Source organism: Nocardioides marinisabuli (assembly GCF_013466785.1).
Lineage (GTDB): Bacteria > Actinomycetota > Actinomycetes > Propionibacteriales > Nocardioidaceae > Nocardioides > Nocardioides marinisabuli.
Window position 1 is genome coordinate 1888226 of the sequence record NZ_CP059163.1, and the last position, 21267, is coordinate 1909492.

Consider the following 21267-nt stretch of genomic DNA (forward strand, 5'->3'; position numbering starts at 1 on the left):
CGCGGGTGGCCCGGGGGTCCTGCTCCCCAGGCCCCCTCCTGGCGATGGTCAGTGTCGGACCTGCTGGTTAGGGTCGTCGTGTGGAGTCCCCCCTCGCCCTGTACCGCCGTTACCGGCCCGAGACGTTCTCGGAGGTCATCGGGCAGGACCACGTCACCGAGCCGCTGCGCGCCGCGCTCGCCAACAACCGGGTCAACCACGCCTACCTGTTCTCCGGGCCGCGCGGGTGCGGCAAGACCACCTCCGCGCGCATCCTCGCCCGCGCGCTGAACTGCGAGCAGGCGCCGGTCGCCGACCCCTGCGGGGAGTGCGACAGCTGTCGCGACCTGGCCCGCGGCGGGCCCGGGTCCATCGACGTGATCGAGATCGACGCGGCCAGCCACGGCGGTGTCGACGACGCCCGCGACCTGCGCGAGAAGGCGTTCTTCGCGCCGGTGCGCAGCCGCTACAAGGTCTACATCATCGACGAGGCCCACATGGTCACCACGCAGGGCTTCAACGCCCTGCTCAAGCTCGTCGAGGAGCCGCCGCCGCACCTGCGCTTCATCTTCGCGACCACCGAGCCCGACAAGGTGCTGCCGACCATCCGCTCGCGCACCCACCACTACCCCTTTCGGCTGATCCCGCCGCGGCTGCTCTCCTCCTACCTCTCCGAGCTGTGCGAGCTCGAGGGGGTCCCTATCGAGCAGGCGGCGCTGCCGCTCGTGGTGCGCGCCGGCGCCGGCTCGGCCCGCGACACGCTCTCGGTGCTCGACCAGCTGCTCGGCGGCGCCGGGTCCGCCGGCGTGACCCACGCCCTGGCCACGGGGCTGCTGGGCTACACCCCCTCGCTGCTCGACGAGGTCGTCGACGCGTTCGCCGCCGGTGACGGCGCCGCGGTCTTCGGGGTGGTCGACAAGGTGATCGAGACCGGCCAGGACCCGCGCCGCTTCACAGAGGACCTGCTGCGCCGCCTGCGCGACCTGGTGATCGTGGCCGCGGTGCCCGACGCCCCGGCCACCGGCCTCATCGACGTCAGCGAGGACGCCGGTGAGCGGCTCGTGGCCCAGGCCGCCCGCTTCGGCGCGGCCGAGCTGACCCGGGCCGCCGACCATGTGGCCGCCGGCCTGACCGAGATGCGGGGCGCCACCGCGCCCCGGCTGCTGCTCGAGCTGATCTGCGCCCGGGTGCTGCTGCCAGGTGCCGACCACTCCACCGACGGGCTGACGGCCCGCCTCGACCGCATCGAGAAGCGGATGTCGGTCTCGGGGGTCCCCGCCAGCGCCCCGGCCCGCCCGCAGACCCAGGTCCCGGCCCAGGACCGGCCGGCCCCCGCGTCGTCGACGCGTGCGCCGGACCAGGTCGCCGAGGCTCCCGCCGGGGCGGCGGTCGCGCCCTCGGCCACCGCGCCGCATGCCGAGCCGGCGCCCGAGCCGGTGCCGGCCCCGACCCCGCGCGCCTCCACCCAGGCACCCACCCAGGCACCGTCTGTCCAGCCGACGTCCCAGCCCACGCCCGAGCAGGCCGTGCAGGCCCAGGCCACGCCCGCCCCGCAGGCGTCGGCGTCCCCGCAGGCCAGCACCCCGAGTCCCCAGCAGCCCAGCGGCCAGCCCAGCGGCCAGCCCGGCGACCAGTCCGCCGAGCCCGCGGCGGGTGCGCTGAGCCTGGTCGAGGTCCGTCGGCTGTGGCCCGACATCGTCGAGGCCACCAAGGTGCGGCGCCGCGTCACCTGGATCCACCTCACGCAGAACGCGCAGGTGGTCGCGGTCGACGCGAAGACGCTGACGCTGGGCTTCGCGAACGCGGGTGCCCGCGACTCCTTCGACGGCAACGGCAGCGCCGAGATCGTGCGCCAGGCAGCGATCGACGTGGTGGGCTCCGACTGGCGCATCGAGACGATCGTCGACCCGGGCGCCACTCCCGACTCGACCCCGGTCGTGACCCGGCAGGCGGCCCCCAGCGCGCCCGCAGCGCCGCCCGAGCAGCCCGCCGCCCCCGCGGCTCCGGTGCGCCCGGTCGACCAGCAGCCCGCCCAGCAGTCCGCCCAGCAGCCGGTGGTCCGCGACACCCCGCCGTCCGCACCCGAGGCCCCGTCGCCGGCCGCGCCGGCCCCGGAGCGCCCCCCGGCCTGGATGGACGAGCCGCCCCCGGACGACGACCCGCGCGAGCCCGGTCCGCCGCCGGGCGAGCCCCAGGCTGCCGCGCCCGCGCAGCGCCCCCAGGCGGGCCCCGGCTCGATCGCCGCCGCCCGGGGGGCGATCCAGCAGACCCGGGTGGCCGGCCCCGACACCTCGCGCTCCGACGACCTGCGCGCCGCCGACGCCGACGCCCACCCCGACGACCTCGACGCCGACGACGAGACCCTCGGTGGCGCCGCGCTGCTCGAGCGTGAGCTCGGCGCCCGGGTCATCGAGGAGATCCCCCACCAGTGACGACCCGGCGACCGCCCGGGTGACCTGCCGCACGACACACTGAGCACACCAGCTCCCACGACTCCCGATGACTCCCCACGACACCCAGAGGTGACTCCCATGAGCCAGAACCCCTTCGATGCCCTCGGCGGCGCAGGCGGCGGCCTCGACATGAACGCCCTGCTGCAGCAGGCCCAGCAGATGCAGGAGCAGCTCCAGCAGGCCCAGGAGCGGCTGGCCGAGGCCGAGGTCGAGGGCACCGTCGCCGGCGGAGCCGTCACCGTGCGGGTCAACGGCGTGGGCGAGCTCGTCGGTGTCGACATCAAGGCCGGCGGCTTCGACGGCAGCGACGCCGACGACCTGAACGACCTCGGCGACATGATCGTCGCGGCGTACCGCGACGCCAAGGCGCAGGCCGACACGATGGCCGGCGAGGCGCTCGGCCCGCTGGCCGGCGGCGGCATGCCCGGTGGCGGCGCTCCGGGCGGCCTGCCCGGCCAGCTCGGCTTCTAGGGGCGCACGACCTTGTACGAGGGCGTCGTCCAGGACCTCATCGACGAGCTCGGGCGGCTGCCCGGGGTCGGGCCGAAGAGCGCCCAGCGCATCGCGTTCCACCTGCTGCAGGCCGACCCGGTCGACGTGCGCCGGCTCGCCGACGTGCTGCTCGAGGTCAAGGCGAAGGTGAAGTTCTGCTCCACCTGCTTCAACGTCTCCGAGGACGAGCAGTGCCGCATCTGCCGCGACCCCCGCCGCGACCCGTCGGTGCTGTGCGTCGTCGAGGAGTACAAGGACGTCGTGGCGATCGAGCGCACCCGCGAGTACCGCGGCCGCTACCACGTCCTGGGCGGGGCGATCAGCCCCATCGACGGCATCGGACCCGACCAGCTGCGCATCCGCGAGCTGATGACGCGCCTGGCCGACGGGGTGGTCACCGAGGTCATCCTGGCCACCGACCCCAACCTCGAGGGCGAGGCCACCGCGACCTACCTCACCCGGATGCTCAAGGTGATGGACTTGCGCGTGACCCGGTTGGCGAGTGGACTGCCGGTGGGTGGAGACCTCGAGTACGCCGACGAGGTGACCCTCGGACGGGCGTTCGCAGGAAGGCGGGCAGCGGAATGACGAGCACGAGCAGCACCGACGGAGCGCACGAGGCGGGCAGCGGACTGGCGGAGGGGCTCGTGGAGGCCCTGGCGCTCGACGCGGAGACCCACGAGTTCGCGCAGCAGATCGCCGACCAGGTCGCCAGCTTCCTGCTGGCGCTGCGGGCGATCGCCGAGGAGGCGGACGGCGGGCGGGCGATCTCGCTGCTGCTCCTCGAGATCAGCCAGGTCCTGCTGGCCGGCGCCCGCCTCGGCGCCCAGCAGGACTTCACCCCGCACTCGCGCTACCAGCCCGACGTCGGCCCCGAGCCCGACCTCGACGAGCTGCGGATGCGTCTGGCGGCGATGCTCGACAACATCGACACCTACAGCTTCGTCTTCGACCCCTACGTGCCCGACGTGGTCGAGAGCCAGCTCTCCGACGACCTCGCCGCGATCGCCACCGACCTCGACACCGGCCTGCGGCACTTCCGTGACGGCAACGTCGGTGAGGCGCTGTGGTGGTGGCAGTTCTCCTACGTCTCCTCGTGGGGCAACCTCGCCGGCGCCGCGCTCAATGCCCTGCTCTCCGTGGTGGCCCACGACCGCCTCGACGTCGACGTCGACCTCGACGCCGACCAGGTCGCCGCGGCCGACGCGCTGCTCGGCGACCGTCCCTGACCCCGGCGGCCGGCGGGGCCCGGACGGGCCGGACGGTGGGCGTGAGATGCGTCCGGGAGGTGGCGTCGAGCCCCGGTAGACTCCGACCCGGTCATGGTGGGCCTGCCGGCCCACGCCCCCTCACATGCGGAACGGGAAGTCTGTCGTGGGCATTGTCGTCCAGAAGTACGGCGGTTCGTCGGTCGCTGACGCAGCTGCGGTCAAGCGGGTCGCGCGCCGCATCGTCGAGGCCAAGAAGGCCGGGAACGACGTCGTCGTGGCGGTGTCCGCGATGGGGGACACCACGGACGACCTGCTCGAGAAGGCGCAGGCGGTCAGCCCGCTGCCGCCGGCCCGCGAGCTCGACATGCTGCTCACCGCCGGCGAGCGGATCTCGATGGCCCTGGTGGCGATGGCGATCTCCGACCTCGGCTACAGCGCCCGCTCCTTCACCGGCTCGCAGGCCGGGGTGATCACCGACTCGGTGCACGGCAAGGCCAAGATCATCGACGTCACCCCGGGGCGCATCCGCACCGCCATCGACGAGGGCCACATCGTGATCGTGGCCGGCTTCCAGGGCGTCTCGCAGGACACCAAGGAGATCACCACCCTGGGTCGCGGCGGCACCGACACGACCGCGGTCGCGCTGGCCGCGGCGCTCGAGGCCGACGTCTGCGAGATCTACACCGACGTCGACGGCGTCTTCACCGCCGACCCCCGCATCGTGCCGACGGCGCGCAAGCTCGACCGCGTCACCTACGAGGAGATGCTCGAGCTGGCCGCCAGCGGCGCCAAGATCCTGCACCTGCGGTGCGTCGAGTACGCGCGCCGCTTCGACATCCCGATCCACGTCCGGTCCTCGTTCAGCCAGCTCGACGGCACCATCGTCTCCGGCAGCATCGAGGACCCCGCGCCCGAGGAGGGCACCATGGAGCAAGCGATCATCGCCGGCGTCGCGCACGACCGCAGCGAGGCCAAGATCACCGTCACCGGTGTGCCCGACAAGGTCGGCGAGGCGGCCCGGATCTTCGCGGCGCTGGCCGAGGCGCAGATCAACCTCGACATGATCGTGCAGAACGTGTCGGCGGCCTCGACCAACCTCACCGACATCTCCTTCACGCTGCCGCGCACCGACGGCCAGACCGCGATGACGACCCTGGCGGGCCTGCAGGACCAGATCGGCTTCGAGTCGCTGCTCTACGACGACAAGGTCGGCAAGGTCTCGCTGATCGGGGCCGGCATGCGCAGCCACCCGGGCGTGACCGCGAAGTTCTTCTCGGCCATCGCCGAGGCCGGGGTCAACCTCGGCATGATCTCCACCTCCGAGATCCGCATCAGCGTCGTCGTGGCCGACGAGGACGTCGACGCCGCGGTCGCCGCGACCCACACGGCCTTCGACCTCGACGCCGACGAGGTCGAGGCGGTCGTCTACGGCGGGACCGGCCGATGAGCGGGCTGCGCATCGGCGTCGTCGGCGCCACCGGCCAGGTCGGCGTGGCGATGCGCCAGATCCTCGCCGAGCGCGACTTCCCGGTCGAGGAGATCCGTTTCTTCGCCTCGCCGCGCTCGGCCGGCAAGGTGCTCGACTTCGCCGGCACCGAGGTGGTCGTCGAGGACTCCGAGACCGCCGACCCCACCGGCCTCGACATCGCGCTGTTCTCCGCCGGTGCCACGGCTTCGCGGGCCTTCGCGCAGCGCTTCGTCGACGCGGGCGTCATCGTGGTCGACAACTCGAGTGCTTTCCGCAAGGACCCCGCCATCCCGCTGGTGGTCGCCGAGGTGAACCCCGAAGCCGCCGCCGACGTGATCGCGGCCGGGCGCGGCATCATCGCCAACCCCAACTGCACCACGATGGCCGCGATGCCGGTGCTCAAGCCGCTGCACGATGAGGCGGGGCTGGTGCGGATGATCGCGTCGACGTACCAGGCCGTCTCGGGCTCCGGCGTGGCCGGCGTCGAGGAGCTGGCCGGCCAGGTCGAGGCGGCGGGCGGGAAGGCCCGCGAGCTGGCCTACGACGGTGAGGCCGTCGACTTCGGCGAGCCGGGCGTCTACCGGCGCACCATCGCCCACAACGTGCTGCCCTTCGCCGGCAACCTCGTCGACGACGGTCTCGGCGAGACCGACGAGGAGCAGAAGCTGCGCAACGAGTCGCGCAAGATCCTGGGGCTGCCCGAGCTGGCCGTCTCGGGCATCTGCGTGCGGGTCCCGGTCTTCACCGGGCACTCCCTGGCGCTCAACGTCGAGTTCGCCTCGCCGCTGAGCGTCGAGCGCGCCACCGAGCTGCTCGGCGCCGCGCCGGGCGTCGAGCTCAGCGAGATCCCCACCCCGCTCCAGGCCGCCGGCAAGGACCCGTCGTACGTCGGCCGCATCCGCGCCGACGAGGGCGTGCCGGGTGGTCGTGGGCTCGCGCTCTTCGTCTCCAACGACAACCTGCGCAAGGGCGCGGCCCTCAACACGGTGCAGATCGCCGAGCTGGTCGCCGCCACCCGCTGAGCGCCGCACGACCGGCCCGCCGTCGGCGGCCGGTCGCGGCCGCCCGGTCGTGGCTGCTCAGCCGCGGGCGGGCTCGACGACCGCGGTGGTGACCCAGTGCGAGAGCACGAAGGTGCCGACGCTGACCAGCGGGATGACCAGGGCCATCCACGGTGACATCAGCGCGTCGACCAGGAACAGCAGCGCGACCACGCACAGCAGCCCCACGGCGAGGAAGGCGGTGCTGGTCGGGTCGGGCGCGCCCGCGGCGCGCAGCATCGCCCCACCGAGCACGACCATCGCGACCATGATCGCGAGCAGCAGGAAGAAGCCGGGGTTGCCGCACGAGGGCGTGCCCTGCAGCACCTCGCACAGGCGCAGCGCGCCCCAGGTCAGGGCGACCACGAGCAGTCCGACGACGGCCCCGGTGAGCGCCGCGGCGCTGCGCCCGCGCAGGCCGAGCAGGGTGGCGAACGGTGAGCGGCCCCGGGCGGTCGCCGGCTCCTCGACCGGCACGGGCTCCTGAGCCGGCTCGGGCACCTCGTCGGCGAACAGCGGGGTCCCGGTGCCCTCACCGGCGCTCTCGGTCCTCCGGGGCTCCGGAGCAGGCGCCGCGGCGGCCATCGGTGCCGGCGCGGGGGCGGGCCGGCGAGCGGCCGGCCGGGAGACCGGCGGGGGAGCGGGTGTCGGCTCAGGCTCGGGCTCGGGGGCCGGTACGGGGTCGGGCTCGGGGTCGGGGGTCGGCTCGACGTCGGGCAGCGGCTCCGGCTCGACGACCGGGATCGTCGCCGTGGGGTCCTCGACCACCTCGTCGGAGGTGTCCTTCTTCCTGCGGCGCCACCTGCCCAGCCCCAGGGAGGGTGCCTCCAGGGACGGGGTGTCCGCGGAGCGGTCGTCGTCTGCCATGGGCGCAGTCTGCCACGCGGGCAGCGGCCTCAGCGCCGGCCCGGGGCCGGAAATGACAGCAGCCGGGCCCACTCGCGTGGGCCCGGCTGGTCGATGTCGGGAAACATCACTACGTCGGGCTGACAGGATTTGAACCTGCGGCCTCCTCGTCCCGAACGAGGCGCGCTACCAAGCTGCGCCACAGCCCGATCCATGGGTCCAGCCGAGGCTGACCCCACGAGCACCGGAGCATACCGGAGCACCGAGGGGCCACCCCAATCGGGCCCCCGGCGGACGCGTGCGGCCGCGCGGGGGCTTCAGTGCGGGCGCGGCACCAGGGTCAGCAGGGTCGCCTCGGGGCGGCAGCTCGTGCGCACCTGGGCGAACGGGCTGGTGCCGACGCCGGCGCTGACGTGCAGCCAGGCGGAGCCCGCGTCGCCGGGATCTGAGGCGGCGGGGTGGCGGTGCAGGCCCCGGGCACGGGCGGGCTCGAGGTCGCAGTTGGTGGTCAGCGCCCGACCGCCCGGCAGGCACACCTGCCCGCCGTGGGTGTGCCCGGCGAGGATCGCGTCGTGGCCGTCGGCGGCGAACTGGTCGAGCACCCGCAGGTACGGCGCGTGCGCGACGGCCAGGCGCACGTCAGCGCGGGGGTCGGCCGGGCCGGCGACCGCGGCCAGGTCGTCGTACTCAAGGTGCGGGTCGTCGACCCCGACGAAGGCCAGGTCGAGCCCGGCGACCTCCAGCCGGCCACGGGCGTTGGTGAGGTCGAGCCAGCCGTGCTCGGTGAAGGTGGCGCTCAGGTCGCGCCACGGCAGCTGGGGCACGTCGGTGTGGCGGGTGCCGTCGTCGGGCAGCACGTAGCGGATCGGGTTGCGCAGCCGCGGCTCGAAGTAGTCGTTGGAGCCGTGCACGAAGACGCCCGGCACGTCGAGCAGCGGCCCCAGCGCGTCGGTCACGTACGGCACCGCGCCCTGGTGGGCCAGGTTGTCGCCGGTGTCGACGACCAGGTCGGGACGCAGCGTGGCGAGCCCGGCCAGCCACTCCTGCTTGCGCTGCTGGCGCGGTGTCATGTGCACGTCGCTGAGGTGCAGCACCCGCAGCGGATCGGCCCCCGGCGGCAGCAGCGGCACCTCGACCCGCCGCAGCACGAACTGCCGGGTCTCGCGCACGGCGTACGCCGTCACGGCCGCACCGCCGAGCGTCGCGGCCCCGAGGAGGGCGGCGCTGCCACGGGCGAGAACTGGGGTGAGGCTCACCAGCACAGGCTGTCACAATGTCGGTCATGAGCACCCTCAAGGACCAGCTGCGCGCCGACCTGACCACCGCCATGAAGGCCCGCGACCAGGTCCGCTCCTCGACCCTGCGGATGGTGCTCGCCGCCGTGGCCAACGCGGAGGTGGCCGGCAAGACCGCCCGCGAGCTGTCCGACGACGAGGTCGTCACCGTCCTCGGCGCCGAGGCCAAGAAGCGTCGCGAGGCCGCTGCGGCCTTCGACGAGGGCGGGCGCGAGGAGAGCGCCGCCAAGGAGCGCGCCGAGGCCAAAGTGATCGCCGTCTACCTGCCCGAGCAGCTCGACGCCGCCGAGATCGAGCGCATCGTCGCCGCGGCCGTCGAGTCGACCGGTGCTGCCGGCGAGGGCATGAGGGCGATGGGCAAGGTCATGGGGGTCGTGCAGCCCCAGGTCAAGGGCCGTGCCGACGGCGGTGCCGTCGCGGCCGAGGTGCGTCGCCAGCTCGGCTGAGAGGCCCACGGCCCCTGACCCGGGAGGTCCGGGCCGGGTCAGTGCGAGATGTGCGCCGGGTCAGTGCGAGATGTGCGCCGGGTCAGCGCGAAGTTCGCGCCGGGTCAGCGGTTGTTGCCGTTCCCGTTCCCGTTCCCGTTCCCGTTGCCACCGCCGCCGCCGCCGCCGTTCCTGCCGCCGCCGTTGCCGTTGCCGCCGCCACCGTTGTTGGAGGGCGGCGGGGGCGGCGGGGTGCCGTTGGACTGGTAGAGGGTGATCTGCGAGCCCGAGGGGGCGCTGCCGCTGGGCGAGGAGTAGGCGACCGTGCCGGCGGAGTACGACGAGTTCACGTACCCGCCGCTGCTGACGCCGAACCCGGCGTCCTCGAGCACCTGGGTGGCCCCCTCGAGGGTCATCCCGCTCACCGACGGCACCGAGATCGTCACGCCGTTGACGACGGTGGCGTCGGGGGGCGTGAAGCCGGTGTCGGGGAGCTGGTCGTCGATCGCCTTCATCGCGTCGCCCCAGATGGGGCCGGCGTAGCCCGAGCCGGAGGCCGAGAAGATGGTGCGTCCGCCGACGGTCTGGCCGGTCAGGGTGATCGGGGTGCCGGACTGGTTGGCGCCGGCGATCATCGCCGCGGCCGCCATCTCAGGGGTGTAGCCCACGAACCAGACCGAGCGACCGTTCTGGGTGGTGCCGGTCTTGCCGCCGGCGGGGCTGTCGAGGGCCTCCGCCTGGGCGAAGCCGCCGGGCTCGATGACCCCGCGCAGGATGTCGTTGACCGCGTCGGCGGTCGAGGCCTTCAGCACCTGGCGGCACTTGGCGGGGTACTGCTTGAGCACGTTGCCGTTGGCGTCCTCGATCGAGGTGACCGGGCGCGAGGCGCAGTGCTGGCCGCGGGCGGCGAAGGTCGCGTACGCCTCGGCCATCTCCAGCGGGCTCACGCTGGCCACACCGAGCGGGAAGGAGGGCACCATCTCGGTGTTCTTGTCGGTCAGCCGCACGCCCATCTTCTTGGCCAGCCGGTAGGGCTGGCACAGCCCGGTGCGCTGCGCGAGCTGGATGAAGAAGGTGTTCACCGAGCGCTGGGTGCCGGTGTAGAGGTCGAAGGTGCCCGCCCCGGTGGAGTTGCCGACCGGGTAGGTGTCGGTCGACTGGTAGTTCTGGCCGCCGCAGACCGCGAACGAGCTCTGGGGGACCTCGATCTGCTCGGGGCTGTTGATCTGGGTGTTGAGCGGGATGCCCTGCTCGATCGCCGCCGCCAGCACGAACGCCTTGAACGTCGAGCCGGGCTGGAAGCCGCCGGAGTCGCCGTACTTCCGCGGCACGACGTAGTTGAGGTAGGTCTGCCCGGGCCCGTCGCCCACGGGCCGGGACTGGGCGATCGCGCGCACCTGCCCGGTGCCCGGCTCGACCATCGCGAGCGCGCCGATGGCCTGGTCGGTCGGGTTCACGCCCTCCCGCACGGCGGCGTCGGCGGCGTCCTGGAAGTCCTGGTCGAGGGTGGTGCGGATGGTCAGGCCGCCCGACTCCAGCAGCGCGCGGCGCTCCTTCTTGGTGTCGCCGAGGGCGGGGTCGGTCACCAGGTAGCGCAGCACGTAGTCGCAGAAGAAGGGGGCCGCGGTGAACACGCAGCCGTCGGAGGTCTTCTGGACCTTCAGGCCCAGCGGCTTGTCCTTGAGCCGGTCGGCGCGCTTCTGCTTGAGCACGCCCAGCCCGGCGAGGCTCTGCAGCACCACGTTGCGCCGCTCGGTGGCGCGCTCGGGGTTGTCGACGGGGTCGTAGCCGACGGGGTTGCGCACCAGGCCGGCCAGCAGCGCCGACTGCTGCATGTCGAGCTTGTTGGCGTTGACGCTGAAGAAGTGCTGGGCGGCGGCCTGGATGCCGTAGGCGCCGTCGCCGAAGTAGGCGATGTTGAGGTAGCGCTCGAGGATCCAGTCCTTGGAGTGGCGCTGCTCCATCGCGACGGCGTAGCGCAGCTCCTTGAGCTTGCGGGCGTACGTCGTCGCGGTGGCGGCCTCGCGCTCCTCGTCGGTCTTGGCCTGGTTGACCAGGGTCTGCTTGACCAGCTGCTGGGTGATCGTGGAGCCGCCCTGCACGTCGCCGCCCTGCGCCTGGTTGGTCACGAAGGCGCGCAGCGTGCCGCGCACGTCGAGCGCGCCGTGCTCGTAGTAGCGGGCGTCCTCGATGCCGACGATGGCCTTGACCATCTTGCGCGAGACCTGGCTCAGTGGCACCTCGACCCGGTTCTGGTCGTAGAGGGTGGCCAGGGTGTTGCCGTCGACGTCGAGGATGGTGGTCTTCTGCGCCAGCGCCTCGGTCTCGAGCTCGGCGGGCAGCTGGTCCATCGTCTCGGCCAGGTTGCGCGCCCCGATCCCGACGACCCCGGCGAAGGGGATGGCCAGCCCGGCGACGACGACACCCAGCACGGCCGAGATCGCGACCATCACGGCGAGGTGGGAGGCGACACGGCTGGCGGGACGAGACGCAGGCATGGCGCCCAGGGTACGGGAGCACGGCACACCGATCCCATCGTCGGAGCCGGGCACCGTACCCCTGCTGGGCCCGGCGCGGGCCGGAATGGGTCATCCTGCCCCACCGGACCCCAGTGAGCCTGACCACATCGGTCTAGTCATTTCGGGCCATGTCCTTTGGGTCGAAATGACCTGTCCCCAGGTGGGTCACCCCTCTTTACTGAGAGGCAGGGACATGAGAGCAGAGGCGCAGCCGACTCCAGGGGACGCAACGGAGCCGGCGGCACCCGCTCTCGCAATAAGGATGGGGACTTGTCATGTGGGTTGAGGACTGGACGCCGCGCGCCGCCTGTCGGGCTGCGCAGCCGGATCAGCTGTTCGTGCGAGGCGCTGAGCAGAACAAGGCCAAGCAGCTGTGCGCGGGCTGCCCCGTGCGCACCGAGTGCCTCGCCGAGGCGCTCGACAACCAGATCGAGTGGGGCGTGTGGGGCGGCATGACCGAGCGTGAGCGCCGGGCCCTCCTGCGCCGCCGCCCGGCCGCCTCGTGGCGCTCGGTGCTCGAGAACGCCCGCACCCGCGGCACGGTCGAGGTCGAGCCGCTGCCCGCGCGCGCCCGCTGACCCCGTAGTCCTCCCGACCCGCCGGTTCGAACCGGCCGGTTCGCGGCGCGCGCCGTGGGGTGCCTGCCGTACGCCGGGTGCGTGCGGGGTTTCGACGACGCTCGAGCCTTCGGCCCTCGCTGCTCAACCAGCGGTGGTGCTTCGTTGGTCGAGCAGCGACGAGCGCCAGCGAGGAGCGTCGTCGAGACCCCGTGAGGGACGCGGTCGTCGTACGCCGGGTGCTTGCGGGGTTTCGACGACGCTCGAGCCTTCGGCCCTCGCTGCTCAACCAACGGCGGGAGTGCGTCGAGTCGGCGCCAGTTCCCGCCGTACGCCATGGGGTCGCGGGGTTTCGACGACGCTCGAGCCTTCGGCCCTCGCTGCTCAACCAGCGGGGTGCTGGGTGCCCAGCAGGTCGCCGACGCGGCGCAGGCCGTCGAGGTCGTGCACGTCGCCGGCCAGCGCGGGGACCACGGCGGTGGCCACGTCGGGGTGCGCGGCCGCGAAGCGCTCGCGCAGGCCGGTCTCACGCTGCACCAGCCGCACCCGGTCGGCGTGCAGGCGCAGCAGCGCCGCGCCCAGCTCGTGGCCCCCGGTGGCCTGCAGGCGGTGCGAGGCGGCCATCGCCTCGTCGGCGCCGATGTCGTCGTACGGCGCGGCGCTGGCCCGGTTGACCACGAGACCCGCCAGCGGCATCCGGTCGCCGCGCAGCCGCTCCACGAAGTAGGCGGCCTCGCGCAGGGCGTCGGGTTCGGGTGCGGCCACCACGACGAAGGCGGTGCCGTCGGCCTGGAGCAGGGCGTAGGTGCGCTGGGCGCGCTGGCGGAAGCCGCCGAAGACGGTGTCGAGGGCGGCGACGAAGGTCTGCAGGTCGGTGAGCACCTGCGCCCCCAGGATCTTGGTGAGGGCACCGGTGACCAGGCCGAGGCCGGCGGTCACGAGCCGCGCCGGGCCGCGGGCCGGGGCCAGCATCAGCCGGATGAAGCGTCCGTCGAGGAAGCTGGAGAGCCGCTCGGGGGCGTCGAGGAAGTCCAGCGCCGAGCGGGAGGGCGGGGTGTCGACGACGATCAGGTCGTAGGTGCCGTCGCGGCGCGCGTCGGCGTGGATCTGGCCGAGCTTCTCCATCGCCATGTACTCCTGGGTGCCCGCGAACGAGCTGGACAGGGCGACGTAGAACGGGTTCTCCAGGATCTGGCGGGCCTTCTCGGGGGTGGCCTGGCTCTCCACCACCTCGTCGAAGGTGCGCTTCATGTCGAGCATCATCGCGTCGAGGCTGCCCCCGCCGTCGACGCCGGCGACGGGTCGCGGGGTGTTGTCGAGCTCCTCGATGCCCATCGACTGGGCCAGGCGCCGCGCGGGGTCGATGGTCAGCACCACGACCTTGCGCCCGCGCTCGGCGGCGCGCAGCGCGAGGGCCGCCGACGTGGTCGTCTTGCCGACCCCGCCCGAGCCGGTGCACACGATGATCCCGGTCGCCGGGTCGTCGAGCAGCGCGTCGACGTCGAGGTGCGGCGTCGGCGCCGGGTGCGCGGCCAGCGGCCCGACCCGCGGGCGCGAGCGGTCGGCGGTTCTGGGTGCTGGTGTCCTGCTCATCCGAGCCCCTGTTCCCTGAGCGTGGCGGCGAGGTCGTAGAGCCCGCCCAGGTCGACCCCGCCCGGGAGCCGGGGCAGCTCGACCGAGGGCACGTCGAAGCCGGCGACCAGCGCGCGCTGGGCGTCCTCGAGCGCCCGGCGCTCGGCGTGGTCGCGCGCCTCGGCGACCAGCCCGTCGAGCAGCTCGGGGCTGGGGGTCACGCCGCCGGCCTCGAGGTCGGCGCCCAGCTGGGCCCGGTCTAGGCGCCCGGCGAGGGCGTCGGCCAGGTCGTCGGGGCCCACGTCGCGCGGGCGCACCTGGTTGACGATCACGGCACCGACCGGCAGCTCGGCCTCGCGCAGCTGGGCGATGCCGTCGGCGGTCTCCTGCACCGGCATCTCCTCCAGCACCGTCACCAGGTGCACCGCGGTGCGCGGGGAGCGGAAGAGGGTCATCATCGTGTCGGCCTGCGAACGGATCGGCCCCACCTTGGCCAGGCCGGCCAGCTCGTCGCTGACGTTGAGGAACTGGGTGATCCGACCGGTCGGCGGGGCGTCGAGCACCACGGCGTCGTACTGCACGGCCCCCTTGTTGCGGGCGTTGCGCTGCACCGCCTCGTAGAGCTTGCCGGTCAGCAGCACGTCGCGCACCCCGGGGGCGATCGTGGTCGCGAACTCGACGACCCCGAAGCGGTCGAGGGCACGCCCGGCGCGGCCCAGCTTGTAGTAGAGGGCCAGGTACTCCAGCAGCGCGGCCTCGGGGTCGATGTGCAGTGCGTGGACGGTGCCGGGCCTCGCCCCGCCGGCCAGGCCGGTCGCGATCCGGCGCTCGGCGTACGGCAGCGGGTCGACGTCGAACATCCGGGCGATGCCCTGGCGCCCCTCGACCTCGCAGAGCAGGACCTGGCGCCCCTCGGCGGCCAGCGCCAGGGCCAGCGCCGCCGCGGCCGTCGACTTGCCGGTGCCGCCCTTGCCCGTCACCACGTGCAGCCGCACGCCGGACCAGTCGGTACGTCTCACGCGGCCGAGCCTAGTGGGCGTCCCACCCACCCCTCAGGAGGCGCCGGAGGAGTTTCAGCCCCCTCCCAGCCGGTGGGGCACCACCCGCAGGTGTGACGCGAGGGGCGACCCTTCGGTAACGTGATGGGTTGCCCCGCACCGGCCTCGGGGTCCGGTGGCCCCCACGGGCGTGCGACGGCGGCTCCGCAATGGCCGGTCCGACGCACCGCAGGCGCTCCAGCACGAGACTCAGCACGACCGACTCAGAGTGATCCCGACCGAGAGGCAGTCATGACGTCCAGTCCGCCCACCGAACGAACCACGCCGCCGGGCGAGCCGTCCGACGACGGTTCCCGGCCCACCCCGCGCACCGCCCGTGGCCGGTTCCCGATGGCCGCACCCCGCGTGTTCATCCCCGCTGCGGTGATCCTGGTGCTCTTCTCCGCCACCGCCGCGATCTTCCCCGACCGCATGGGCGACTGGCTGGCCTCGGCCAACACCAACGTCGTCATCGACCTCGGCTGGTGGTACGTCCTGGTCGTGACGTCCTTCGTGGCGTTCTCGCTGTGGATGGCGCTCTCGCCGATGGGCTCCATCGTCCTGGGCAAGGACGACGAGGACCCCGAGTTCGGCCTCAAGTCGTGGTTCGCGATGCTCTTCGCCGCCGGCATGGGCATCGGCCTGGTCTTCTGGGGCGTCGCCGAGCCGCTGAACCACCTGGCCACGCCGCCCCCGGGCACCGACGTCGCCGGCGGGCCCGACCAGGTCGCGCGCACCGCCATGGACACCACCTTCCTGCACTGGGGCCTGCACGCCTGGGCCATCTACGTCGTCGTCGGCCTGGCGATCGCCTACGCCGTGCACCGCAAGGGCCGCCCGATCTCGATCCGCTGGGCGCTCGAGCCGCTGCTCGGCAAGCGGATCCTGGGCTTCTGGGGCGACGTCGTCGACGTCGTGGCCATCGTCGGCACGCTCTTCGGTGTCGCGACCTCGCTCGGCTTCGGCGTCAAGCAGGTCGGCGCCGGCCTGAGCTTCCTCGGTGTGGTCGACGAGGCCAGCACGCCGCTGCTGGTCCTGCTGATCGCCATCATCACCGGCGTGGCGCTGGTCTCGGTGGTCACCGGTGTCGACAAGGGCATCCGCTACCTGTCCAACATCAACATGGGCGTCGCCGCCGGCCTGCTGGTCGCGGTGCTGCTGCTGGGCCCGACGGTCTTCCTGCTCAGCGACTTCGTGACCCAGATCGGCTCCTACCTGCAGAACTTCCTCAAGCTCTCCTTCGACGTGCGCCCCTTCCAGGGCGAGGCCGGGCAGAGCTGGCTGTCGGGCTGGACCACCTACTACTGGGGCTGGTGGATGAGCTGGGCCCCGTTCGTGGGTGTCTTCATCGCTCGCATCTCGCGCGGTCGCACCGTGCGCGAGTTCGTGCTCGGCGTGCTGCTGGTGCCGACCATGGTCACCTTCCTGTGGTTCTCGGTGCTCGGTGGCACCGCCATCTGGACCGAGATGTTCGGCGGCGGCGGGCTGATCGGCGAGGAGGGCGTGAGCACCGACCTCGCGCTCTTCCAGATGCTCGACACCCTGCCCCTGGGCACGGTCCTCAGCGTGGTCGCGATCTTCCTGATCGTGGTCTTCTTCGTGACCAGCTCCGACTCGGGCTCCTTCGTGGTCGACATGCTCGCCGAGGGCGGCGACCCCAACCCGCCGGTGTGGAGCCGTGCGTTCTGGGCGTCCATGGAGGGCGTCGTGGCGGCCGTGCTGCTGATGGCCGGCGCCGGCGGACTGGCGGCGCTGCAGACCAGCGCCATCCTGGTCGCGGCCCCCTTCAGCATCATCATGGTGCTGCTGATGATCGCGACCGCGAAGGCGCTGCTCGCCGAGAACCGCGTGATCCAGCGCAAGAAGCGCAAGTGGCTGGCCACGCAGATCGCCGACGAGGTCACCGAGGGTCTGCAGGACAGCGGCACCATCCCCGCGGTCGACGCGACCCCGACGAAGGGCAGCCCCCGCCGCTGACCTCGCCCAGCACGACCCAGCACGACCAGCACCACCCAGCACGACCCCCGGCCCCGGCCGCGCCCCGCGCGCGGTCGGGGCCGTGTCGTACGGGGCGGCGCCGCGCACGGCGGCCCGAGTAGGGTGCGGGCCATGACCAAGTGGGAATACCAGGTGGCGCCGATTCCGCTCCACAACGAGGCTCTGATGCTCAACAACTTCGGCCAGGACGGCTGGGAGCTGGTGACCATCCAGACCAACGCGCAGGGTGGCCTCGTGGCCTTCCTCAAGCGCCAGGCGCAGGGCTGACGCGCATGCCCACCCCCGAGGAGCGCCTGGCCGAGCTCGGCCTGGCCGTGCCCGAGGTGGCCACGCCGGTGGCGGTCTACGTGCCGGCGGTCCGCTCCGGGTCGCACGTCTACACCTCCGGGCAGCTGCCGATGCGCAGCGGCGAGCTGATGGCCACCGGCAAGGTCGGCGGCGAGGTCACCGCGGAGGAGGCCTACGAGTGCGCCCAGCAGTGCGCGCTCAACGCCATCGCCGCGGTGCGCGCGCAGGTCGGCGAGCTGTCGCAGGTGGCGCGGGTCGTCAAGGTCGTGTGCTTCGTGGCCTCCACCCCCGACTTCACCGGCCAGCCCGGGGTCGCCAACGGCGTCTCCGAGCTGCTCGGCAAGGTCTTCGGCGAGGCCGGGGTGCACGCCCGCTCGGCGGTCGGCGTGCCCGTGCTTCCCCTCGACGCCCCCGTCGAGGTCGAGCTGGTCGTCGAGCTGGTGGCCGACGCCTGATGCGCATCCCGCTGCCGCCCGTGCCGCTGCCCGACACGGTGGTCGCGCTGGCGCGCGAGTACGCCGACGGCACCCGCGAGCCCGCGGAGCCGCGCAACGCGGCCACGGTGATCGTGCTGCGTCCCGGCGACTCCGGCCCCGAGGCCTACTACCTGCGTCGCCAGGTCTCCATGGACTTCGCGGCCGGCATGGCGGTCTTCCCCGGCGGCGGCGTCGACCCGCGTGACTTCGACGCCCAGGTCGGCTGGGCCGGTCCCGAGCCGGCGGCCTGGGCCGCGCGGCTGGGCTGCGACGAGGAGACCGCGCGGGCGCTGGTCTGCGCGGCGGTGCGCGAGACGTTCGAGGAGTGCGGGGTGCTGCTGGCCGGCGCCTCCGACGGGGAGGTGGTCGCCGACACCACCGCCGACGACTGGGAGGCCGACCGGGTCGCCCTGGAGTCGCGCGAGCTGGCGATGACCGACTTCCTCAACCGCCGCGGCCTGGTGCTGCGCACCGACCTGCTCGGCGTGTGGGACGCCTGGCTGACCCCGGTCTTCGAGCCCAAGCGCTACCGCACCTGGTTCTTCGTGGCCGAGCTGCCGGCCGGGCAGGTCACCCGCGACGTCTCCACCGAGTCGTCGTCGGTGCACTGGCTGCCGGCCCGCGAGGCCGCCGACCAGGCCGACGCCGGCGAGCTGGCGATGATGCCGCCGACGTACCTGACCTCGATGGAGGTCGGCACCTACCCCGACACCGGCGCGGTGCTGGCCACGGCCCGCGAGCGCTCGGTGCAGATGTTCACCCCCACGGTGGAGCCGCTGGGGGACGGCTGGACCCTGTCGATGCCCGACCGGCTGCGCCCGCTGGTGAGCGAGCGGAGGCAGGCGTGAGCGGCGTGGGCGGCCCCGTGGTGGGGCCGTCCGGCTGGGCCGGCGGTGCGTTCGGCGAGCGGGCCCGCTGCGTACTGGCGCCCAACGCCGACCACATGACCCTCGACGGCACCAACACCTGGGTGCTGCGCGAGCCGGGCGCCCGGCGCTCGGTCGTGGTCGACCCGGGGCCCTCGATCCTCTCCCACCTCGACGCGGTCGCCGAGACCGCCGGGCAGGTCGGTGTGGTGCTGCTGACCCACCACCACCACGACCACGCCGAGGCCGCCAAGGAGTTCGCCGAGCGGATGGGCTGCGGGGTGCGCGCGCTCGACCCGCGCCACCGGCTCGGCTCGGAGGGCCTGGCCGACGGTGACGTCGTCGAGGTCGACGGTCTCGAGGTGCGCGTCGTGGGCACCCCCGGCCACACCGCCGACTCGCTGTCGTTCGTGCTGCCCGCCGAGCGCGCCGTGCTCACCGGTGACACCGTGCTGGGCCGGGGCACCACCGTCGTGGCGCACCCCGACGGCGAGCTCGGCGCCTACCTCGGCTCCCTGGGGCGCCTGCACGCCCTCGCCGAGGCCCAGGAGATCGCGACCATCTGGCCCGGGCACGGGCCGGTCATCGACGACGCGCTCGGGGCCATCGGCTACTACCAGGACCACCGCCGCGAGCGCCTCGAGCAGGTGCGCGCCGCCGTCGAGACCCTGCGCGCGACCCCGCACCCCGAGGGCCTCGCCGTCGACGAGCTGCCCCGCCGGGTCGTCGAGATCGTCTACGCCGACGTCGACCCGGTGCTGTGGGGCGCCGCGGAGATGTCGGTGCGCGCCCAGCTGGCCTACGTCGCCGAGGGCCGCTGAGCGCTGCGCCGGCGGCGTACGACGGCCCAGGCGAGCGCGAGCACCAGGACCAGGGTCAGGCCGCCCAGGAGGGCCGTGACCACCCAGCGCTCCTCCGACCAGGGCCAGTCCGGAGCGGGCCGGGTCACGGTGGGGCGCTGTGCGGTGACCAGGTCGGTCGCCACGCTCAGCGAGCCGATGCCCGCTCGGGTGTCCGTGCCGCCGTCGACCGTGCCGACGTCGCGCAGCGGTTGGTCGCCGTCGACCGGGACCAGGGTGAGGCGTCCCGCGCCGCCGTCGGCGGGGGTGCGCTGCACCAGGACGGATTCGCCCACCCAGCCGAGCGGGCGTATCGACCAGGTCTGGTCGTCGGGGGCGGCGCCCGACCTCGTGGCCACCTCGTCGCGCTGCAGCTCGAGTACCACCAGGTCCTGGCGCGCCGAGGTGCCGAGGGCCAGGCGGTCGCCGGCGGTGGAGAGCGCACCCGTCGACGTGACCTCGGCGACCGCAGTGCTCCGCTCGACGACCCCCGCCCCGTCCGCCGGGTGGATCCACAGCTGAGGTCCGTTCAGCACGGTCGCGGTGCCGGCGTCGTCGACCACGGTGGCCTCACCCGGGGGCCGCAGGCGCTGCCGTGCGCCGTCCGGGGCGACCACACCCGCGACCGCGGTGTTCGCGGTGAGCGCCGAGGTGGTCCAGTAGGAGGTCTGGCGCCCCGCCCACGCCAGCCACTCGCCGTTCGGTGACCACGAGACCTGGGTGACGGCCACGCCCGTGCCACCTCGCAGGTACAGCTCCCGCGTCACCTCCCCGGCCACCAGGTCGACCACACGGATGCCCGACGGCACGCTGGTGCCGTCGTCGGTCGTGGGCCGGGCGAAGCCGAAGGCCAGGCGGGTGCCGTCCGGGGAGAGCGCCAGGGGAGCCCGGTCGCCGGGGAACCAGCCGGCGACCAGGCTGTCGCTGGGCAGGAAGTCGGGCAGGTCGAGCAGGTGGTAGCGGCCGTCGACGGCGTCGACCACCACGGGCAGCCCGGACGGGGTGACCCACGCGGCGGCCGCGCGCCCGACGGCCAGGTCGTCACTCACCTCCTCGCGCAGCCAGGAGCCGTCGTTGTCGCGGTCCGACATCCGCTCGGGCACCGCGTGCAGGTGGTCGGGCAGGCCCGGCCCCGACGCCCCGCTGCCGGCGGGCTGCGGGGCGGAGCGGTCCGTCGCGCGGTCGAGCAGCCCGGGCGTCGCGGCGACCAGGGCGACGACCCCGACGACGGCGGCGGCCCGCAGCGCCAGGGAGCGGCGGTGCCGGCGCCGGCCGCGCTGCCAGGTGTCGCGGGGCACGTCGGCGGGCGGCACGGTCTCGGCGGCCTGCTCGAGCAGGTCCTTCAGGGGCGGGTGCGGGCTCATGCGGGGTCCTCCACGAGGTCGGCCAGGTCGGGGGCGAGGACCCGCAGGCGGGCGAGCGCGCGGTGGACCGTCGACTTCACCGTGCCCCGGCTGACCCCGAGGACGTCGGCCACCTGGGGCTCGGTGAGGTCTTCGAAGAAGCGCAGCACCAGCACCGTGCGCTGCCGGGTGGTGAGCCGGCGCAGCGCCTCGACCAGGCTGAGCCGCAGGTCCGGGTCGCCGGCGTCGGTCGCGGCAGCGGCGTCGTACGCGCCCAGGGTCTGCTCGCGCACGTCGCGGCGACGCCGCCACACCGAGACCTGCTGGGTGTAGAGCGTGCGGCGCACGTAGGCCTCGGGCGAGGTCTCGATGCGGTGCCAGTGCTCGGCCGCCTTGAGCAGCGCGCTCTGCACCAGGTCCTCGGCGAGGTGGACGTCGCCGGTGAGCAGGTACGCCGTGCGTGTCAGCGCGGGCGTGCGGGCCAGCACGAACGCCTCGAAGGCGGCGTGCTGCTCCTCGCGCCTGGCCTGGCGTGACCCCATGGTGTGCTCCTCGTCCTCACC

General features: G+C 73.6%; 20 protein-coding genes and 1 tRNA gene. 13 read left to right on the top strand and 8 right to left on the bottom strand.

From position 1 onward, the window contains the following. The first annotated feature begins 80 nt into the window (after positions 1-80). The 6 genes from H0S66_RS09065 to H0S66_RS09090 all read left to right on the top strand — a co-directional run bounded on the left by H0S66_RS09065 (position 81) and on the right by H0S66_RS09090 (position 6625). Positions 81-2411, top strand: a complete 2331-nt coding sequence (locus H0S66_RS09065) for a DNA polymerase III subunit gamma and tau (protein ID WP_180923884.1) — start codon at positions 81-83, stop codon at positions 2409-2411. A 99-nt stretch (positions 2412-2510) separates the two neighbouring features. After that, positions 2511-2903 (top strand): YbaB/EbfC family nucleoid-associated protein, encoded by a 393-nt coding sequence (locus H0S66_RS09070; protein ID WP_179615103.1) that lies wholly within the window; start codon positions 2511-2513, stop codon positions 2901-2903. A 12-nt stretch (positions 2904-2915) separates the two neighbouring features. Continuing rightward, positions 2916-3512 carry a recombination mediator RecR gene (gene recR, locus H0S66_RS09075; RefSeq protein ID WP_179615104.1) on the top strand — a complete coding sequence of 199 codons (597 nt, stop codon included), beginning with the start codon at positions 2916-2918 and terminating at the stop codon, positions 3510-3512. Next, positions 3509-4153 (top strand): DUF5063 domain-containing protein, encoded by a 645-nt coding sequence (locus tag H0S66_RS09080; protein WP_179615105.1) that lies wholly within the window; start codon positions 3509-3511, stop codon positions 4151-4153. The genes recR and H0S66_RS09080 overlap by 4 nt, the downstream gene beginning before the upstream one ends. A 124-nt stretch (positions 4154-4277) precedes the next feature. Next, positions 4278-5582 (top strand): aspartate kinase, encoded by a 1305-nt coding sequence (locus tag H0S66_RS09085; protein ID WP_218876267.1) that lies wholly within the window; start codon positions 4278-4280, stop codon positions 5580-5582. Continuing rightward, complete coding sequence (locus H0S66_RS09090; protein ID WP_179615107.1) at positions 5579-6625, top strand: aspartate-semialdehyde dehydrogenase; 1047 nt, start codon at positions 5579-5581, stop codon at positions 6623-6625. Before H0S66_RS09085 ends, H0S66_RS09090 begins: the two co-directional genes overlap by 4 nt. Positions 6626-6682: 57 nt before the next feature. On the opposite strand, the gene H0S66_RS09095 is transcribed toward H0S66_RS09090, so the two are convergent. The 3 genes from H0S66_RS09095 to H0S66_RS09105 form a co-directional block, all read right to left on the bottom strand. Further along, the gene (locus H0S66_RS09095; RefSeq protein WP_179615108.1) at positions 6683-7510 is read right to left on the bottom strand and encodes a hypothetical protein; all 828 of its coding nucleotides are present in this window, start codon (positions 7508-7510) and stop codon (positions 6683-6685) included. Positions 7511-7624: 114 nt separating this feature from the next. After that, positions 7625-7698 (bottom strand) — tRNA-Pro (locus tag H0S66_RS09100). Between the two features lie 108 nt (positions 7699-7806). After that, positions 7807-8745: a metallophosphoesterase gene (locus H0S66_RS09105; protein ID WP_179615109.1), complete on the bottom strand. Its 939-nt coding sequence runs from the start codon at positions 8743-8745 to the stop codon at positions 7807-7809. Positions 8746-8771: 26 nt separating this feature from the next. Between H0S66_RS09105 and H0S66_RS09110 the strand changes: the two genes are divergently transcribed. Then, the gene (locus tag H0S66_RS09110) at positions 8772-9230 is read left to right on the top strand and encodes a GatB/YqeY domain-containing protein (RefSeq protein WP_179615110.1); all 459 of its coding nucleotides are present in this window, start codon (positions 8772-8774) and stop codon (positions 9228-9230) included. A gap of 104 nt (positions 9231-9334) precedes the next feature. Here H0S66_RS09110 and H0S66_RS09115 read toward each other — a convergent pair whose 3' ends face one another. Further along, a complete protein-coding gene (locus H0S66_RS09115) occupies positions 9335-11707 on the bottom strand; it encodes a transglycosylase domain-containing protein (RefSeq protein WP_179615111.1) in 2373 nt (790 codons plus the stop codon). Positions 11708-12003: 296 nt separating this feature from the next. On the opposite strand from H0S66_RS09115, the gene H0S66_RS09120 reads away from it, so the two are divergent. Continuing rightward, on the top strand, positions 12004-12306 hold the full coding sequence (locus tag H0S66_RS09120; RefSeq protein ID WP_179615112.1) for a WhiB family transcriptional regulator: 303 nt from the start codon (positions 12004-12006) through the stop codon (positions 12304-12306). Positions 12307-12669: 363 nt separating this feature from the next. Here the strand turns inward: H0S66_RS09120 and bagB are convergent, their stop codons facing one another. Both bagB and bagA read right to left on the bottom strand, forming a co-directional pair. Continuing rightward, positions 12670-13878 (bottom strand): ArsA family ATPase, encoded by a 1209-nt coding sequence (gene bagB / locus H0S66_RS09125; protein ID WP_179615113.1) that lies wholly within the window; start codon positions 13876-13878, stop codon positions 12670-12672. After that, complete coding sequence (gene bagA / locus H0S66_RS09130) at positions 13875-14876, bottom strand: ATPase BagA (RefSeq protein WP_258017184.1); 1002 nt, start codon at positions 14874-14876, stop codon at positions 13875-13877. The genes bagB and bagA overlap by 4 nt, the downstream gene beginning before the upstream one ends. A gap of 270 nt (positions 14877-15146) precedes the next feature. On the opposite strand from bagA, the gene H0S66_RS09135 reads away from it, so the two are divergent. The 5 genes from H0S66_RS09135 (at position 15147) to H0S66_RS09155 (ending at position 19343) form a co-directional block, all read left to right on the top strand. Next, positions 15147-16871 (top strand): BCCT family transporter, encoded by a 1725-nt coding sequence (locus tag H0S66_RS09135; protein WP_179615114.1) that lies wholly within the window; start codon positions 15147-15149, stop codon positions 16869-16871. Between the two features lie 132 nt (positions 16872-17003). Further along, a complete protein-coding gene (locus H0S66_RS09140) occupies positions 17004-17159 on the top strand; it encodes a Sp36 family protein (RefSeq protein WP_179615115.1) in 156 nt (51 codons plus the stop codon). 5 nt (positions 17160-17164) lie between these two features. Then, positions 17165-17635, top strand: a complete 471-nt coding sequence (locus H0S66_RS09145) for a RidA family protein (RefSeq protein WP_179615116.1) — start codon at positions 17165-17167, stop codon at positions 17633-17635. Then, positions 17635-18504 carry an NUDIX hydrolase gene (locus tag H0S66_RS09150; protein WP_179615117.1) on the top strand — a complete coding sequence of 290 codons (870 nt, stop codon included), beginning with the start codon at positions 17635-17637 and terminating at the stop codon, positions 18502-18504. Before H0S66_RS09145 ends, H0S66_RS09150 begins: the two co-directional genes overlap by 1 nt. Further along, positions 18501-19343, top strand: a complete 843-nt coding sequence (locus H0S66_RS09155) for an MBL fold metallo-hydrolase (protein WP_338037236.1) — start codon at positions 18501-18503, stop codon at positions 19341-19343. The genes H0S66_RS09150 and H0S66_RS09155 overlap by 4 nt, the downstream gene beginning before the upstream one ends. On the opposite strand, the gene H0S66_RS09160 is transcribed toward H0S66_RS09155, so the two are convergent. Beyond that, positions 19322-20725, bottom strand: a complete 1404-nt coding sequence (locus tag H0S66_RS09160; RefSeq protein WP_179615118.1) for a PD40 domain-containing protein — start codon at positions 20723-20725, stop codon at positions 19322-19324. The two genes, H0S66_RS09155 and H0S66_RS09160, sit on opposite strands and share 22 nt — an antisense overlap. Beyond that, positions 20722-21246 (bottom strand): SigE family RNA polymerase sigma factor, encoded by a 525-nt coding sequence (locus tag H0S66_RS09165; protein WP_179615119.1) that lies wholly within the window; start codon positions 21244-21246, stop codon positions 20722-20724. The genes H0S66_RS09160 and H0S66_RS09165 overlap by 4 nt, the downstream gene beginning before the upstream one ends. Positions 21247-21267: the final 21 nt, after the last annotated feature.